Genomic DNA, 16,118 nt, shown 5'->3' with positions numbered 1-16,118 from the left:
GAAGGTAATTAGAAATTAAAATAATCCCTGGCGTTGTCGTGGCATATATTCCGAATCATGCGAGACAATATATTGTTATTATCGGGTACTTCTTTTCTTTCTACCCAACCGCCAATAAGGTTGCATAAAATCCGTCTGAAATAATCATGTCGGGTATAAGATACAAGGCTACGAGAATCCGTAAGCATGCCAACAAAGTTCATCAACAAGCCCTGATCGGCCAGGCAAGCAAGCTGGTTCTCCATGCCCCGACGTGTATCATTAAACCACCAGCCTGATCCCAATTGCATCGGTGATTTAACACCGCAATCCGCAGACTGGAAATTCGCGATAGTCGTAGCCACAAGATCGTTATAGCTGGCATTAAGGTTGTACAGGATAGTCTTCGGCAAGGCATTGTCTTTCGCCATGGCATCTAACAATCCATTCAGATTTTCTGCCAGTTGATATTGATCTGTTAACGCATCAAAACCTGTATTAATACCCAGAAGTTGATGCATTTTGGTATTGTTATTGCGAATAGCACCAAAATGGATCTGCATTGCCCAATTATGTTTTTTATAATGGTGTGCGAGCATGATAAAAATAGCGCTATTAAGAATAATACTTTCGTCCTTGCTTAACGCCTGCCCTGCTCTTTTACGCAAAAAGAGTGACGAAACTGTCGTCTCACTTGCGGATTTATAATGAATCTCAACGGGCCCATGATCGGAGACACGACACCCCGTTTGGTGAAAGAAACGGATGCGTTCACCAATAGCCGCGGAGAAATCAGCAAAAGTAGCAATATTTATTGCTGTTATATCAGACAATTTATCAATAAATAGAGAGAACGCTTTCGCGTTATTTTCAAAAACCTCATCAGGGCGGAACGTGGGTAATACTTTTACTGGGAAGTCAGACTCTTCACTTAGTCGTTGATGATAATACAAAGAGTCGAGCGGAGAATCGGTCGTGCAAATCACTTCAACATTGGCGCGTGTAATTAACTGTCGCGGTGAAAAATCCGCCCCAGATAATAAACTGTTGCAATGCTCCATGATCTCTTTCCAGTTATGGCTATCCAGCAACTCGTCACAATGAAAATAATGATGCAACTCAAGGTGAGTCCAGTGGTAAAGCGGGTTACCGAAACTTGCTTCTACTGTTTGCGCCCATGCGGCAAATTTCTCTTCAGCGCTGGCATCCCCGGTAATGTATTTCTCTTCAATCCCATTGGCACGCATTGCACGCCATTTATAATGGTCACCTGCTAACCATAACTGAGTGATGTTATCGTAGTTCTTATTTTCGTATATTTCCCTGGCGTCGAGATGACAATGGTAATCAATGATTGGTAATCCTTTTGCGATATCCTGATATAATTGCACACCGCGAGCATTGCCAATCATAAAGCTATCGTTGATAAATTTCATATATAACCCACATTTATTTATGGTGTTACTTTTTATCGTTATCCCCGCCTGCGTAGAGGCATGCGGGAATGCCTTAATTCAGCGTTACCAGTTCCATAATGTGCCGTCTTCCAGTCTGGCGACCGGTAAGTACGCCGGGTCGTAGGGATATTTTGCCGCCCGTTTTTCATCAAACTCGATACCCAGCCCCGGTTTATCGCCCGGATGCATATACCCATCTTCAAAACGCCAGTTGTGCGGGAAAACCTCGAGCATCTGTTCGGAGTAACCCATATATTCCTGTACGCCAAAGTTCGGTACCCACAGGTCGAAATGCAGTGCGGCGGCGTGACAAATCGGTGACAAATCAGACGGGCCATGAGAGCCGGTGCGAACCTGATAAAGGGATGCAAAATCGGCAATGCGACGCATACCGGTAATGCCGCCTGCGTGAGTAATAGTGGTACGGATATAGTCAATCAACTGCTCTTCGATCAGCTGCTTGCAATCCCAGATGCTGTTAAACACTTCGCCGACGGCAATCGGGGTAACGGTATGCTGGCGGATCAGCCGGAAGCATTCCTGATTTTCCGCCGGGGTCGGATCTTCCATCCAGAACATGCGGTACGGTTCGATGCTCTTACCAAAACGCGCAGCTTCAATCGGCGTCAGGCGATGGTGCATGTCGTGCAGCAGATGCTCGTGGAAACCAAACTTATTGCGCACGGCGTCGAACAGTTTCGGCGTAAAATCGAGGTATTTCTCCGTCGACCATAATTGCTCTTCCGGCCACTGCCCTTTGGTTGCCGGCTCGTAGGCCAGACCTTTGCCTTTTGCCATGCCATAAGTGGTTTTCATGCCCGGCACACCGCATTGGACGCGAATGGCCTTAAAACCCATCTCTTTATGCCGGGCATAATCTTCCAGCACATCCTCAATGGTATGTCCGGTGGTGTGGCAATAAACCATCACCCCCTCGCGCGACGCACCGCCCAACAGTTGGTACAGCGGCATATTGGCGGCTTTGGCTTTGATGTCCCACAGCGCCATGTCCACCGCGGAAATCGCCGACATGGTCACCGGACCGCGACGCCAGTAGGCACCTTTATAGAAAAATTGCCAGATATCTTCGATACGATGGGCATCGCGGCCAATGAGCTGCGGGCAAAGATGATCTTTCAGGTAGGACGCGACAGAGAGCTCACGCCCGTTAAGGGTGGCATCGCCCAGCCCGACAATCCCCTCGTCGGTAGTGATTTTTAAGGTGACAAAATTGCGCCCTGGACAGGTAACAAAAACTTCAGCCCCTACGATCTTCATTCGGTTATTCCTTGCATCGTCTTAACGTAATGCAGGAAATCTACGCTCTTGGACTACTACCATACAAGTAGGTTGATCAGAAAATACGCTTTTGGTCACAAAAAACGGAGGCTTATGCGCGCTCCCATCCGGCGACAATGATCAACATTCCACACATCGCCACTGCGGCACCCAGCCAGTCATATAGAGTGAGTTTTACTCCGTCCACCATGCGCAACCACAGCAGCGCGGTACAGACATACACTCCGCCGTAAGCGGCATAAACCCGCCCACTTGCCGCCGGATGCAACGTCAATAACCAGACAAACAGGGCCAGCGCCAGCGCCGCTGGCACCAGTAACAATGGCGTTGCGCCACGCTTCAGCCACAGCCAGGGCAGAAAACAGCCGACGATTTCACACAATGCTGTGGCAAAGAAAAGCAGTGTCGTTTTGAACATTTTTGGCACTATTATTCAATATTGGTTGAACCATCATACCCGATAATGCTCTCAGTCAGAGCGCCCGGTATCCCGGATGGCTGAGATCGCATAGAATAGAAACGTACGCCTTTTGTTTCTCACAAATAAGGAAATCGCAATGACAACTACACTTAGCAAACGCCTGTGCCTCACCGCTATGCTGACGCTGGGTGCCATCGTGTACACCACTTCCGCTCTGGCTGAAACCAACCGACTGGTGATCGAATCCGGCGACTCGGCCCAAAGCCGTCAACAGGCCTCGATGGAAAAAGAGCAATGGAATGACACGCGCAGCCTGCGCAATAAAGTGAATAAACGCGTAGAGAAAGAGTGGGACAAAACTGACGTGGCTTTTGATGCCCAGGATAACTGCCAGAAAAGCACTAACGTGAACGCTTACTGGGAACCGAATACCCTGCGTTGTCTGGATCGCCGCACCGGTCGCCAAATTCAGTAATCGCTTTCGGGCGCGCTTAGCGCCCACCTCTCTCACTGCAAAAGGATGTCTCATGAGTGACGCCAGCAGCGTTCGTTTGCGCCCGCTCGAGCGCGAAGATCTGCGCTTTGTCCACCAGCTTGATAATAACGCCAGCGTGATGCGCTACTGGTTTGAAGAGCCGTACGAAGCCTTCGTTGAACTGTCTGACTTGTATGATAAGCACATCCACGATCAGAGCGAGCGCCGTTTTGTGGTGGAGTGCGAAGGCGAAAAAGCCGGGCTGGTTGAACTGGTGGAAATTAACCATGTGCATCGCCGGGCGGAGTTTCAGATCATTATTTCGCCGGAGCATCAGGGCAAAGGCCTGGCATCAAAGGCAGCCAGGCTGGCCATGGATTACGGTTTTACCGTACTCAACCTCTATAAGCTCTATCTCATCGTTGATAAAGAAAACGAAAAGGCCATTCACATCTATCGCAAGCTGGGATTTATGGTGGAAGGCGAACTGATCCATGAATTTTTTATTAATGGTGAATACCGCAATACCATCCGCATGTGCATTTTTCAGCAGCAATACCTGGCCGCGCATAAAACTGGCTCTACGCTGCTGAAACCCACCGCGCAATAAGCGCGGCGGGCACTGGCATCAATAATAATCGATGGTATTTTTGATGCTGAATTTGCGTTCCACCGATGGCGTTACACTGTTATCGATCATCACCAGGCTGCAACTGATCGGGTTGTCGTGGCTGTCGTAATCACAGCTCTGTTTCACGTTGCCCAGCGGTTTATCATTCAACGTACTGACCGCTGTGTAATCGAGCTTCTTGCGCTTATCTTTGGAGGGCGTGGAGGCCACCGTTAAATGTTCCTCTTTCGAGGTGGTGGATTTACCCAGCGGGTATCCTTCCTCATCGTAGCGGTACTTCACTTCCATATCTTTACCGCGGGCAAGCACAACAAAACCGTTGTCATCCGTATCCCAAGTCACACCCGCCGCAGGGAACTCCGCCAGCTGGCATTTCCCCTGCAAGCGCAAGCGCTTCTCCTGAGAATCGGCATCAACATAGTAGTTCGCATTCAATACCAACGACACGCCGCTATTGTTTTCCAGGTCGTGAAGCTCCAGCGTATCGAAACACCCCTCCTTCGACAGCGTGCCGGTCACGCGCTTGGTCACTTCACCCTTATCGTTGAGCAACGTCTGGCTGAAATCTTTTACCGGGCCACGCAGCGGATCAAAATCAAATTCATTTGAAAAACTGGCCATCTCTGGCGTAAACGATACCGGTCCTTTCGCATCATCACATCCGGCTAATAACACGGCGAGAGAGATGACTAATAGCTGTTTTTTCAACGGGTTCACCACATTTTTCTTCTGTATTGCGCATATATTAGCAAATCCTATCCAATATAGGGCAGCCCCCTGGTGGTTTCTCTGCTTTTCTATCTAGCTTATTCAGATTATTCAGATATTTACCTTTCGCTTACGCGGGAAGTGCTAAGCTTAATACGGGTTAAATAAAAAGGAGACGAGGATGCACGCTTCACGTTGGATTTGTGCACTACTGCTGGGGGCATGTGTTCCGGCATTTGCCGCGCCGGATTCCTGCGAGCGCGTCAAAACAGACATCCAGCAGCGCATTATGAATAATGGCGTTCCGGAATCTGGTTTTAGCCTGAAAATTGTGCCCAATGACCAGGCCGATCAGGCAGGTGCCCAGGTCGTTGGGCATTGTGCCAATGATACCTACAAAATTCTGTACATCCGCAATAGCGGTGCCGCGCCGCAGGGCGAACAAGGCACCGACGCGCAGTAAATATAATCCCCCTGAATATTGGGGGATTATCCTCAACTTGATCACGGTTAATATTTCCCTACCCCATGGTGGGTACGATCACTCTATTGTTAGCCTGCTTATTAATTTGGCGGGTAATTTCTTTTAATTATAAATAATAATGGAGTGAGCTATGTCTGAAACCGAACACAGCGGTGGCATAAGCCGACGAACGCTGGTGAAATCCACTGCGCTCGGGTCGCTTGCGCTGGCTGCCGGTAGTTTTCATCTCCCTTTCGGTATGCGTTCCGCCGCGGCCGCAGTGCAGCAAGCCATGCAACCCGCTCCGGATAAAGTGGTATGGGGCGCCTGCTCCGTAAACTGCGGCAGTCGCTGCGCATTGCGCTTACACGTCAGGGATAACGAAGTTTACTGGGTTGAAACAGATAATACCGGCGATGATCAGTATGGCAACCACCAGGTCCGCGCTTGCTTACGCGGGCGTTCGATTCGTCGGCGCATCAACCACCCGGATCGCCTGAACTACCCGATGAAGCGCGTGGGCAAACGCGGCGAGGGTAAGTTTGAACGCATTAGCTGGGATGAGGCGCTGGATACCCTCGCCAACAGTTTAAAAAGCGTGGTACAGAAATACGGTAACGAAGCAGTCTACATTAATTACTCTTCCGGTATCGTCGGTGGAAACATTACCCGCTCTTCCCCTTCAGCCTCCATTATTGCCCGTCTGATGGCCATGTACGGCGGTTTCCTTAACCAGTACGGCACCTACAGCACCGCGCAAATCTCCTGCGCCATGCCCTACACCTACGGCTCCAATGATGGGAACAGCACCTCAGACATCGAAAACAGCAAACTGGTGGTGATGTTTGGTAACAACCCCGCAGAGACCCGTATGAGCGGCGGCGGCATCACCTATTATCTGGAGCAGGCGCGCGAGCGTTCCAATGCACGGATGGTGGTGATTGACCCGCGTTATACCGACACCGCCGCCGGGCGCGAAGATGAGTGGATCCCGATTCGTCCGGGAACCGATGCCGCGCTGGTGGCAGGAATGGCCTGGGTGTTGATCACCGAGAACCTCGTCGATCAACCGTTCCTGGATACCTATTGCGTGGGCTACGACGAGAAAACGCTGCCAGCAGACGCGCCCGCCAACGGGCACTACAAAGCCTACATTCTGGGACAGGGCGATGACGGCGTGGCAAAAACACCGCAGTGGGCTGCCCATATCACCGGTATTCCTGCCGATAAGATCATTAAACTGGCCCGCGAAATCGGCACAACGAAACCGGCGTATATCTGCCAGGGCTGGGGACCGCAACGCCAGGCCAACGGTGAACTGACCTCGCGGGCAATCGCCATGCTGCCCATCCTCACCGGTAATGTCGGCATTCATGGCGGTAACAGCGGTGCGCGGGAATCCACTTACACCATCACCATCGAACGGATGCCGATGCCGGAAAACCCGGTCAAAACATCAATCTCCTGTTTTACCTGGACCGATGCCATTGACCATGGACCGGAAATGACTGCCACCCGCGACGGTGTGCGCGGAAAAGACAAACTGGATGTGCCGATTAAGTTCATCTGGAACTACGCGGGCAATACCCTCACAAACCAGCATGGCGATATCAATCACACCCACGATATGCTGCAGGATGACAGCAAATGCGAAATGATCGTGGTGATTGAGAATTTCATGACTTCATCAGCCTTGTACGCCGATATCCTGCTGCCGGATCTGATGACCGTGGAACAGGAAGATATCATTCCCAACGATTATGCCGGGAACATGGGTTACCTGATCTTCCTCCAACCGGTGACCACACCGAAGTTTGAGCGTAAACCGATTTACTGGATCACCAGCGAAATCGCCCGCCGCCTGGGGCCAGATATTTACCAGCGCTTCACCGAAGGACGCACCCAGGAAGAGTGGCTGAAGTATCTGTACGCTAAAATGGTGGCGAAAGATCCGCAGTTGCCCACCTACGACGCGCTCAAGGAGATGGGGATTTACAAGCGCAAAGATCCGAATGGTCACTTTGTCGCCTATAAAAAATTCCGTGACGATCCGCAAGCCAACCCACTGAAAACCCCGTCAGGCAAAATCGAAATCTACTCCAGCCAACTTGCGAAAATCGCCAGCAGTTGGGAGCTGGAAAAAGATGAGGTCATTAATCCGCTGCCAGTGTATGCATCAACCTTTGAAGGTTGGGACTCACCGGCACGCAGTCAGTACCCGCTGCAACTGTTTGGCTTCCACTATAAAGCGCGTACCCACTCAAGCTACGGCAACATTGATGTGCTGAAAGAAGCCTGCCGCCAGGAAGTGTGGATCAACCCCATCGATGCGCAACAACGCGGCATCGCCAATGGCGATATGGTGCGCGTGTTTAACGACCGTGGCGAAGTGCGGATTGCCGCAAAAGTGACGCCACGCATTATGCCGGGGGTCAGCGCAATGGGCCAGGGCGCATGGCATCAGGCCAATATGGACGGCGATCGTGTCGATCATGGCGGCTGTATCAACACTCTGACCACCCACCGCCCCTCGCCGCTGGCGAAAGGCAACCCGCAGCACACAAATCTGGTCGACATCCAAAAGGTTTAAGGAGTAGCGGATGACTAGGCAGTATGGTTTTTTTATTGATTCCGCCCGCTGCACCGGTTGTAAAACCTGCGAGCTGGCCTGTAAAGATTACAAGGATTTAACCCCGGATGTCAGTTTCCGCCGCGTATACGAATATGCCGGCGGCAACTGGCAGGAGGATCAGGGTATCTGGCATCAGGACGTTTTTGCCTATTACCTCTCTCTTTCCTGTAACCACTGTGACGATCCGGCCTGTACCAAAGTCTGCCCAAGCGGCGCTATGCATAAACGCGAAGATGGCTTTGTGGTGGTGGATGAAGATGTGTGTATCGGCTGTCGCTACTGCCATATGGCCTGCCCGTATGGTGCGCCGCAATACAATGCCGCGAAAGGGCATATGACCAAGTGCGACGGGTGTTATGACCGTGTCGCGCAGGGCAAAAAGCCGATCTGCGTCGAGTCCTGTCCGTTACGGGCGCTGGATTTTGGCCCCATCGACGAATTGCGCAAACAGCATGGTTCACTCGCCGCTATCGCGCCGTTGCCGGCATCGCACTTTACCCGGCCGAATATTGTCATCAAACCCAACGCCAACAGCCGCCCGACAGGGGATACCACCGGCTATCTGGCAAACCCGCAGGAGGTGTGACATGGGAAGCGGATGGCATGAATGGCCGCTGGTGCTGTTTACCGTGCTCGGTCAGTGTGTTGCAGGTGGATTAATCGTCACCGGCCTTGGCTGGATGGCTACCTCCGGGGATCAGCGTACACAGGCAAGCATTGTGCGCAGCCAGCTTTTGCTGTGGATCTTGATGGGCATTGGCTTTATTGCCTCGATGATGCACCTCGGCTCACCGCTGCGGGCATTTAACTCCCTGAACCGTGTGGGCGCATCGGCGTTGAGTAATGAAATCGCCGCCGGGTCGCTGTTTTTCGCCGTGGGCGGTGTCTGGTGGCTATTGACATGGCTTGGCAAAATGCCGGTTGCGCTCGGGCGCTTATGGCTGGTTGTCAGCATGGTGCTGGGTGTGCTGTTTGTCTGGGCGATGACGCGTGTTTACCAAATCGATACCGTTCCCACCTGGCACAACGGTTACACCACCGCCAGCTTTTTCCTGACGATGCTGATTGGCGGGCCGCTACTGGGGGCGCTGCTGCTAAGGCTGGCGGGGATGCGTTATAACGCATCCCGTTTTGCGGCGGTGAGCGTTGCCGCCCTGGTGGCGAGCTGTGCAGTGGTGATGTTACAAAGCGTGCAATTAGGCGAAATCCACAGTTCGGTACAGCAGGCCATCGCGCTGGTGCCAGATTACGGCATGCTACAGGTATGGCGTTTAGCGCTGGTGGCGCTCGGGCTGGGGTGCTGGATCTGCCCGCTGGTGATGCGTAAGCAACCGCAGGTGATCAGTCTGCTGGCCGGGATCGTGCTGGTGGTGGCGGGCGAAGTCGTGGGACGCGGCCTGTTTTACGGGCTGCATATGACCGTCGGCGTTGCCGTTGCGGGTTAACCGCGTACGTGCCGGACAGCGGTTTGCGCCCTGTCCGGCCTCTCTAAACGACGTTGACCGACATTATCAGGAAGACCATGACTGACGATACCCGTGAAGCATTCATTTTTACCGCCCGCGTGCTGGGCGCACTCTTTTATTATCCACCGGACAGCGAACCCGCAGCACCGCTGATTGCCGCGTTTAAACAGGATGACTGGGTTGAGCAATGGCCGCTGCCACAAGCCGTCCTTCAGCCGCTGGTAGCGGCTTTTACCACAACCAGCGATGAGCCATTGCAGGACGCCTGGCAGCGTTTACTGATTGGTCCTCACGCGTTGCCCGCACCGCCGTGGGGCTCGGTGTGGCTGGATAAAGAAAGTGTGCTGTTTGGCGACTCCACACTGGCGCTGCGCCAGTGGATGCGCGAAAACAGCGTCGTTTTCGACAGTACGCAAAATGAGCCGGAAGATCACTTCGGCGCATTGCTGTTGCTGGCAGCGTGGCTGGCAGAACAAGGCAACCGTGTTGCCTGCGATCAACTGCTGGCCTGGCATCTGCTGCCGTGGGCCGGGCGTTTTCTCACCGTATTCAGCGACGAGGCCAGGCATCCTTTCTGGCATGCGCTGGGCTTACTGGCGCAGCTTACGCTGGCGGACTGGCAATCCCGCTTGCTGATCCCGGTCGCACAAAAACCCCTTTTTCGTTAATTTCCCTCCCGATCAGGCGATCGGGACACATCTCTGCGCCCCCTCGTTAGTGACAGTGTCACTTACATGCTTCGCTTTTAAGACAATTCTTTAGGCACTGTATACAGCCGTTACGCCATCCGGCTTGAGCCCGTGACGCGGCACCTGACGATGTGTCAAAACCGACGCCATTTACTGGAATCCTTCCCAGGTGCTTGCTATAGCTCAACACACCCTGCCGAACATGGCATAACAACATGCAACGTCTGTTGCCACAACGCATGCAAACAGGGAGACACACTGCAATGCACACCTCCACGCTTACGCGCGCCCTGCTCTTTCTCGCCGGGATTGCCGTTGTTCTGGCTCTGCTGGTCTGGGGAATCGGACCGGAAACCGTTAAAGCCCGCCAGGTTGATTTGCTCTACCTCGGGCAACAACATGTGATTCTGGTGTTCAGTTCCATGTTTTTTGCGCTGCTAGTAGGGATTCCCAGTGGTATCGCCCTTAGCCGACCCGCGGCACGCGGTGTGGCGGAATACGTGATGCAACTCTTTAATGTTGGCAATACCCTGCCGCCGCTGGCAGTGCTGGCACTGGCGATGGTGGTGATTGGTATCGGCGATACACCGGCCATCATCGCACTGTTCCTGGCCTCGTTGCTGCCGATAGTACGCAACACCTATGCCGGCCTCTGTTCCGTGCCCCCTTCATTACTGGAGGCGGCGAACGGGATCGGTATGACCAAATGGCAACGGTTGCGCCAGGTGGAGCTGCCCAGTGCCCTGCCAGTGATACTCTCCGGCGTGCGCATTGCCACCGCTATCAACGTCGGCACTGCGCCGCTGGCTTTTTTGATTGGTGCCAGCAGTTACGGCGAGCTGATTTTCCCCGGTATCTACCTGAACGATTTTCCAACCTTGATCTTAGGCGCGGCGGCAACCGCACTGTTCGCCCTGATCCTCGATACCCTGCTGGCAGCACTGGGCCGTTATCTGAGCCCGCACACAGCCTGAGTACATAACAAGGAATGCCAATGAAACGACTGAGCCGATTGCTGGGAGCCCTGGTCGCCATCGCGTTGTTTAGCGCCAGCGCCCAAGCCGCACCGTTAATCCTCGCCACCAAAAGTTTTACCGAGCAGCATATTTTGTCCGCCCTGACCGTGCTGTACCTGCAAAAAAGAGGTTTTCAGGTGCAGCCGCAAACCAATATCGCCACGGTAATTTCCCGTAACGCCATGATTAATAAGCAGGTTGATATGACATGGGAGTACACCGGCACCTCGCTGATCATCTTCAACCATATCAACAAGCGGATGTCACCACAGGAATCGTATGAAACGGTGAAACGCCTGGATGCCCAACACGGGTTGGTCTGGCTGAAGCCCGCAGATATGAACAATACCTATGCGTTCGCCATGCAGCGCAAACGCGCGGAAGCCGAACATATCAACACCCTGTCAGAAATGGTGGCGAAGATTGAGCAGATCCGTAAATCCGACCCGAAAAAGAACTGGTTGCTCGGGTTGGATCTGGAGTTCTCCGGGCGTAGCGACGGTATGAAACCGTTACAACAGGCCTATGCCATGGAACTGGATCGCCCGCAAATCCGCCAGATGGATCCCGGCCTTGTCTATAACGCCATTCGCGACGGTTTTGTCGATGCCGGGCTGGTTTACACCACCGATGGACGTGTGAAAGGGTTCGATCTGAAAGTGCTGGAGGATGACAAAGGCTTCTTCCCCAGCTACGCGGTGACGCCGGTGGTGCGCAAAGACACGCTGGCGGCCAATCCGGGGCTTGAAGAGGCACTGAATAGCCTCTCAGGGTTGCTCAATAATGACGTCATCATGACCCTGAACGCCAAAGTCGATATTGATCACCAGACGCCGCAGCAGGTCGCCAGCGACTTTCTGCACGAAAAAGGGGTGTTATAAGGAGCGCCTATGGACACGATTCATTACATGATGGAAAACGCGGGCTATCTGGCGGCGTTGACATTCCAGCACCTGTGGCTGGTCGCGCTGGCGGTGGGACTGGCGATTGTGATTGGCGTACCGCTGGGGATTTTAATCGTCCGCCATCAATGGCTGGCAACCCCGGTATTGGGCATCGCCACGCTGGTGCTAACGATCCCCTCAATTGCGCTGTTTGGTTTGATGATCCCACTCTTTTCGCTGATCGGTCAGGGTATTGGCGCCGTGCCTGCCATTACCGCCGTCTTTCTCTATTCACTGCTACCGATTGTACGCAACACACATACCGCGCTCGACAGCCTGCCGCCGGGTCTGCGTGAAGCAGGTCGTGGTATCGGCATGACGTTCTGGCAACGTCTGCGCTGGGTAGAGATCCCGATGGCGCTACCGGTCATTTTTGGCGGTATTCGCACCGCCGTGGTGATGAATATCGGCGTGATGGCGATCGCCGCCGTAATTGGCGCGGGCGGACTGGGTCTGCTGTTGCTTAACGGCATTGGCGGCAGCGACCTCCGTATGTTGATTGCCGGGGCGCTGATGATCTGTTTTCTCGCTATCGTGCTCGACTGGTTACTGCATCGCTTACAAATTGTGCTTACGCCGAAGGGGATCCGTTAATGATTAAACTCGACAATCTGACCAAACAATTTACGCAAAAAAACGGCCAGACCTTCAAGGCTGTTGACAATGTCAGCCTGGAAGTGCCTGAAGGTGAAATGTGCGTTCTGCTTGGCCCATCGGGCTGTGGTAAAACCACCACACTGAAAATGATCAACCGCCTGATCACCCCCTCCAGTGGGACGATTTTGATCAACGGTGAAGACACCAGCGCGATGGATACCGTCAGTCTGCGGCGCAATATTGGCTATGTTATTCAGCAAATTGGTCTGTTTCCTAATATGACCATTGAAGAGAACATTACGGTGGTGCCACGCATGCTTGGCTGGGATAAAGCCCGCTGTAAAACCCGTGCCGAAGAACTGATGGAGATGGTGGCGCTCGATGCCAAAAAATTCCTCCACCGCTATCCGCGCGAGATGTCCGGCGGGCAGCAGCAGCGTATCGGCGTGATCCGCGCACTGGCAGCCGATCCGCCGGTGCTGCTGATGGATGAACCCTTTGGTGCCGTCGACCCGATTAACCGTGAAGTGATCCAGAATCAGTTTCTCGACATGCAGCGCACGCTGAAAAAAAACCGTCATGCTGGTCAGTCACGACATTGATGAAGCGCTAAAACTGGGCGATCACATTGCGGTGTTCCGCCAGGGGCGCATTGTGCAGTGCGCCAGCCCGGATGAGCTGTTAGCCAAACCGGCCAATGAATTTGTGGGAAGCTTTGTGGGCCAGGACAGAACACTCAAGCGGTTGCTGCTGGTCTCCGCAGGCGATGTCACGGATCAACAACCCACTCTCACCGTGCGCGAATCCACCTCTGCGGCGGAGGCGTTCGCCACAATGGACGATCACGATATCCGGGCGATTACCGTGGTGGATAACGCGGGTAAACCGTTGGGTTTTGTCAAACGCCGCGAAGCGCGAAACGCCGCCGGGCGCTGCGCAGATCTGCTGCATCCGTTCCGCATCACCGGCAAAGCGGAAGATAACCTGCGCGTGGTGCTGTCGAAACTGTATGAAAGCAATACCAGCTGGATGCCCATCGTCGACGAAGAGGGGCGTTACAACGGAGAAATATCTCAGGACTACATTGCGGATTATTTAAGTTCCGGCAGAACGCGCCGCGTGCTCAATATTCACAGCGACGCCTGACGGTCAGGCAAAACCCTCCATGCGGAGGGTTTTTTCAGGCTAAAACACGGTCGGCCACCAGCATGCCGGTTGCCATTTGCAGATTAATGTACTGCGCCAAATCACGTTGTTCCGGGCGCGGCAAGTACGGCAGTTCACCGACCAGCGGCGCAGGCAGTTTTTTGCTCAGTACATTGATGATTTCTGCATAATGTGCCAGACCCGGATTGATACGGTTGGCGACCCAGCCAATCAGCGGCAGGCCGTCGCTGGCAATCGCCTGTGCGGTCAGAAGTGCATGGTTAAGGCACCCCTCCTGGATCCCCACCACCATCACCACCGCCATTTGCTCCTGCACCACCCATTCAGAGAGCGGGCGTAAGTCATTCATCAGGCTGCGCCAGCCGCCGGTGCCTTCAACCACCACATGATCAACCCGGTCGCACAAATTCGCCAGGCCGTTGGATAACAGGGTGTAATTGATTGGGCAGCTATGTGCAACGCTGCTCTCTTCTTCGCTTAACGCGATAGGGTTTACCGCCTGGTAAGGTAACTCCAGCGATGAAACGCTTTGCAGCACCAGCGCATCTTTATTGCGCAGCCCTTCCGGCGTCTCTTTACTTCCTTTAGCGACAGGTTTGTAGCCTGCCACTGTTTTGCCGCTGGCAGCCAGCGCCTGTAGTAGCGCGCGGGACGCCACTGTCTTGCCGACAGAAGTGTCTGTACCCGTTACAAAGAAACGCTTAAGCATGACGAACCCCACCGTTGTTCAACGAAAATATAAACCAGGAAAATAATTCAGTGGGGAAAGTCTAAGTTAAGTGCACAGGACTCAGCTTGAGGTAGCGCAATTTTTAGGGCAACAGTGCAAAATTGTTACCCCTGCAACAGACGAATCAGCAACGATCCGTTATACATCGCGTCTTTTACCAGCGCCGCACCGGCCATGGTGCCCTGGTTGGTGAACTGGGTGCTCTCAACGCTGATGTGTTTACTGTAAGCCGGCAGCGCCTGTTGGCGAATGCAATCGGTAATGGCGGGAAAGAGGATATCTGCGGCTTTGCTGAGTGGCGAACCAATCAATATTTTTTGCGGATTGAACAAATTCACCATGATGGCAAGGATACGACCAATATTGGCGCCAACACCGTTGATAATGTCTTTTGCCAGCAGATCCCCCTGCTGTGCGGCCTGACACAGCCACTCTACCGTTAGCGGTTTTTGATGCAGCATCGAACTCATTGACTGGCTCATTCGCCGCTGCGCCAGTTCCAGCACGCTTTCTACGCTGGCGATGGTTTCGAGACAACCGTGGTTGCCGCAATAGCAGCGTTTACCGTAGGGATCGACCTGGGTATGGCCGATTTCCACCAGACTGCTGCTCCCGGCATGCAGTAAGCGCCCGTCGGTGATCACCCCGGCACCCACGTTATGATCGATCACCACCTGAATCACATCCCGCGCGCCGCGCGATGCGCCAAACAGCGCTTCCGCCATTGTCCACGCGCTGATGTCATGCTGCACATACACTGGCACACCAGTGTGATTCTCCAGCACTTCGCCCAACGGCATATCTTTGACATCGTCATAAAACGGCATGCGGTGAACGATGCCGTTTTCCGTATCAATAATGCCCGGCAGCGTAATGGCGATAGCAGTCAAACGCTCCAGCTTGTTCTGATGGCGGGTAAAGAAACGATCAATATGCGACGTGACGCGTTCCAGTAACGGTAACGGATCAACAAGCGGCAGTTCGAGGCGATCTTCCACGACCAGTTTGCTGCTGAGATCGCGCAAGGAGAGGAAGATTTCGCCCCGGCTGATGCGCAGTGAAAGATAGTGCCAGGCTTCGGTTTCCACCGTCAGCCCCACAGCCGGACGCCCCCGGCTGCCGGGTTCCTGAATTTCCGTTTCCTGCACCAGGTGCGCTTCGAGCATTTCACGGACGATTTTGGTGATACTCGCGGGCGCAAGTTGCGCCAGTCGGGAAAGGTCGATGCGCGACACCGGGCCAAGCTGATCAATCAGGCGATACACTGCCCCTGCATTGGTCTGCTTAATTTGATCAATATGCCCAGGCTGACTATCAGCAACCACCTCTGACTCCCTTATTTTCGCGCTTCGAAATAAACTTTTGAGCTATGGTGAAGCACTTCACGGGTCGTCGTCAAATTTTTACCCCGGCTTGTGATTTACAGCACATTTTGCAAGGACTT

Annotated in this window: 16 protein-coding genes and 1 pseudogene; 11 read left to right on the top strand and 6 right to left on the bottom strand. The window is 53.5% G+C overall.

Going from position 1 to position 16,118, the window contains the following annotated elements; all coding sequences use genetic code 11:
* Positions 1-8: 8 nt before the first annotated feature.
* The 3 genes from uxaC to GA0061071_RS15970 all read right to left on the bottom strand — a co-directional run bounded on the left by uxaC (position 9) and on the right by GA0061071_RS15970 (position 3,153).
* Complete coding sequence (gene uxaC, locus GA0061071_RS15980; RefSeq protein WP_088237486.1) at positions 9-1,415, bottom strand: glucuronate isomerase; 1,407 nt, start codon at positions 1,413-1,415, stop codon at positions 9-11.
* A gap of 84 nt (positions 1,416-1,499) precedes the next feature.
* Positions 1,500-2,714: a D-mannonate dehydratase ManD gene (gene manD, locus GA0061071_RS15975; RefSeq protein WP_061495595.1), complete on the bottom strand. Its 1,215-nt coding sequence runs from the start codon at positions 2,712-2,714 to the stop codon at positions 1,500-1,502.
* A gap of 112 nt (positions 2,715-2,826) precedes the next feature.
* Positions 2,827-3,153, bottom strand: a complete 327-nt coding sequence (locus tag GA0061071_RS15970; RefSeq protein ID WP_088237485.1) for a YnfA family protein — start codon at positions 3,151-3,153, stop codon at positions 2,827-2,829.
* A gap of 139 nt (positions 3,154-3,292) precedes the next feature.
* On the opposite strand from GA0061071_RS15970, the gene GA0061071_RS15965 reads away from it, so the two are divergent.
* Both GA0061071_RS15965 and speG read left to right on the top strand, forming a co-directional pair.
* On the top strand, positions 3,293-3,631 hold the full coding sequence (locus GA0061071_RS15965) for a DUF1283 family protein (protein WP_061495592.1): 339 nt from the start codon (positions 3,293-3,295) through the stop codon (positions 3,629-3,631).
* Positions 3,632-3,683: 52 nt separating this feature from the next.
* Complete coding sequence (gene speG, locus GA0061071_RS15960; RefSeq protein ID WP_061495590.1) at positions 3,684-4,241, top strand: spermidine N1-acetyltransferase; 558 nt, start codon at positions 3,684-3,686, stop codon at positions 4,239-4,241.
* 18 nt (positions 4,242-4,259) lie between these two features.
* Here speG and GA0061071_RS15955 read toward each other — a convergent pair whose 3' ends face one another.
* Positions 4,260-4,970, bottom strand: a complete 711-nt coding sequence (locus tag GA0061071_RS15955; protein ID WP_170933838.1) for a YnfC family lipoprotein — start codon at positions 4,968-4,970, stop codon at positions 4,260-4,262.
* Between the two features lie 181 nt (positions 4,971-5,151).
* Here GA0061071_RS15955 and GA0061071_RS15950 point away from each other — a divergent pair, with 181 nt between their 5' ends.
* The 9 genes and pseudogenes from GA0061071_RS15950 (at position 5,152) to osmV (ending at position 13,923) form a co-directional block, all read left to right on the top strand.
* On the top strand, positions 5,152-5,433 hold the full coding sequence (locus tag GA0061071_RS15950; RefSeq protein WP_088237484.1) for a DUF1161 domain-containing protein: 282 nt from the start codon (positions 5,152-5,154) through the stop codon (positions 5,431-5,433).
* 151 nt (positions 5,434-5,584) lie between these two features.
* Positions 5,585-8,023, top strand: coding sequence for a selenate/tellurate reductase subunit YnfE (ynfE, locus tag GA0061071_RS15945; RefSeq protein WP_088237483.1), 2,439 nt, complete (start codon positions 5,585-5,587; stop codon positions 8,021-8,023).
* A 10-nt stretch (positions 8,024-8,033) separates the two neighbouring features.
* Entirely contained in the window at positions 8,034-8,651 is a 618-nt protein-coding gene (locus GA0061071_RS15940) for a DMSO/selenate family reductase complex B subunit (protein ID WP_088237482.1), read from the top strand.
* Between the two features lies 1 nt (position 8,652).
* A complete protein-coding gene (locus GA0061071_RS15935; protein ID WP_088237481.1) occupies positions 8,653-9,510 on the top strand; it encodes a DmsC/YnfH family molybdoenzyme membrane anchor subunit in 858 nt (285 codons plus the stop codon).
* Between the two features lie 77 nt (positions 9,511-9,587).
* Positions 9,588-10,199: a Tat proofreading chaperone DmsD gene (gene dmsD / locus GA0061071_RS15930; RefSeq protein ID WP_088237480.1), complete on the top strand. Its 612-nt coding sequence runs from the start codon at positions 9,588-9,590 to the stop codon at positions 10,197-10,199.
* Between the two features lie 284 nt (positions 10,200-10,483).
* The gene (gene osmY, locus GA0061071_RS15925) at positions 10,484-11,194 is read left to right on the top strand and encodes an osmoprotectant ABC transporter permease OsmY (protein ID WP_088237479.1); all 711 of its coding nucleotides are present in this window, start codon (positions 10,484-10,486) and stop codon (positions 11,192-11,194) included.
* Positions 11,195-11,214: 20 nt separating this feature from the next.
* Entirely contained in the window at positions 11,215-12,117 is a 903-nt protein-coding gene (gene osmX, locus GA0061071_RS15920; RefSeq protein ID WP_088237478.1) for an osmoprotectant ABC transporter substrate-binding protein OsmX, read from the top strand.
* Positions 12,118-12,126: 9 nt separating this feature from the next.
* Positions 12,127-12,774: an osmoprotectant ABC transporter permease OsmW gene (gene osmW / locus GA0061071_RS15915; protein ID WP_061495575.1), complete on the top strand. Its 648-nt coding sequence runs from the start codon at positions 12,127-12,129 to the stop codon at positions 12,772-12,774.
* Positions 12,774-13,923: pseudogene (gene osmV / locus GA0061071_RS15910) on the top strand (osmoprotectant ABC transporter ATP-binding protein OsmV). The gene osmW and the pseudogene osmV overlap by 1 nt, the downstream one beginning before the upstream one ends.
* Positions 13,924-13,957: 34 nt before the next feature.
* Here osmV and bioD read toward each other — a convergent pair.
* Both bioD and mlc read right to left on the bottom strand, forming a co-directional pair.
* A complete protein-coding gene (bioD, locus tag GA0061071_RS15905; RefSeq protein ID WP_061495569.1) occupies positions 13,958-14,653 on the bottom strand; it encodes a dethiobiotin synthase in 696 nt (231 codons plus the stop codon).
* 125 nt (positions 14,654-14,778) lie between these two features.
* Entirely contained in the window at positions 14,779-15,999 is a 1,221-nt protein-coding gene (gene mlc, locus GA0061071_RS15900; RefSeq protein ID WP_061495566.1) for a sugar metabolism global transcriptional regulator Mlc, read from the bottom strand.
* Between the last annotated feature and the right edge of the window lie 119 nt (positions 16,000-16,118).

The sequence above is a fragment of the Kosakonia oryzendophytica genome, from assembly GCF_900094925.1.
GTDB lineage: Bacteria > Pseudomonadota > Gammaproteobacteria > Enterobacterales > Enterobacteriaceae > Kosakonia > Kosakonia oryzendophytica.
Note: the sequence above shows the minus strand (reverse complement) of the source record. Positions and strands in the feature narration are given on the sequence as shown.

Bases quoted from the DNA above. Each gene is read 5' to 3' on its own strand.
- speG (WP_061495590.1), top strand. From the start codon at position 3,684: ATGAGTGACGCCAGCAGCGTTCGTTTGCGCCCGCTCGAGCGCGAAGAT.
- osmY (WP_088237479.1), top strand. From the start codon at position 10,484: ATGCACACCTCCACGCTTACGCGCGCCCTGCTCTTTCTCGCCGGGATT.
- osmX (WP_088237478.1), top strand. From the start codon at position 11,215: ATGAAACGACTGAGCCGATTGCTGGGAGCCCTGGTCGCCATCGCGTTG.
- osmW (WP_061495575.1), top strand. From the start codon at position 12,127: ATGGACACGATTCATTACATGATGGAAAACGCGGGCTATCTGGCGGCG.
- ynfE (WP_088237483.1), top strand. From the start codon at position 5,585: ATGTCTGAAACCGAACACAGCGGTGGCATAAGCCGACGAACGCTGGTG.
- GA0061071_RS15950 (WP_088237484.1), top strand. From the start codon at position 5,152: ATGCACGCTTCACGTTGGATTTGTGCACTACTGCTGGGGGCATGTGTT.
- dmsD (WP_088237480.1), top strand. From the start codon at position 9,588: ATGACTGACGATACCCGTGAAGCATTCATTTTTACCGCCCGCGTGCTG.
- GA0061071_RS15970 (WP_088237485.1), bottom strand. From the start codon at position 3,153: ATGTTCAAAACGACACTGCTTTTCTTTGCCACAGCATTGTGTGAAATC.
- GA0061071_RS15940 (WP_088237482.1), top strand. From the start codon at position 8,034: ATGACTAGGCAGTATGGTTTTTTTATTGATTCCGCCCGCTGCACCGGT.
- bioD (WP_061495569.1), bottom strand. From the start codon at position 14,653: ATGCTTAAGCGTTTCTTTGTAACGGGTACAGACACTTCTGTCGGCAAG.
- GA0061071_RS15935 (WP_088237481.1), top strand. From the start codon at position 8,653: ATGGGAAGCGGATGGCATGAATGGCCGCTGGTGCTGTTTACCGTGCTC.
- manD (WP_061495595.1), bottom strand. From the start codon at position 2,714: ATGAAGATCGTAGGGGCTGAAGTTTTTGTTACCTGTCCAGGGCGCAAT.
- uxaC (WP_088237486.1), bottom strand. From the start codon at position 1,415: ATGAAATTTATCAACGATAGCTTTATGATTGGCAATGCTCGCGGTGTG.
- GA0061071_RS15965 (WP_061495592.1), top strand. From the start codon at position 3,293: ATGACAACTACACTTAGCAAACGCCTGTGCCTCACCGCTATGCTGACG.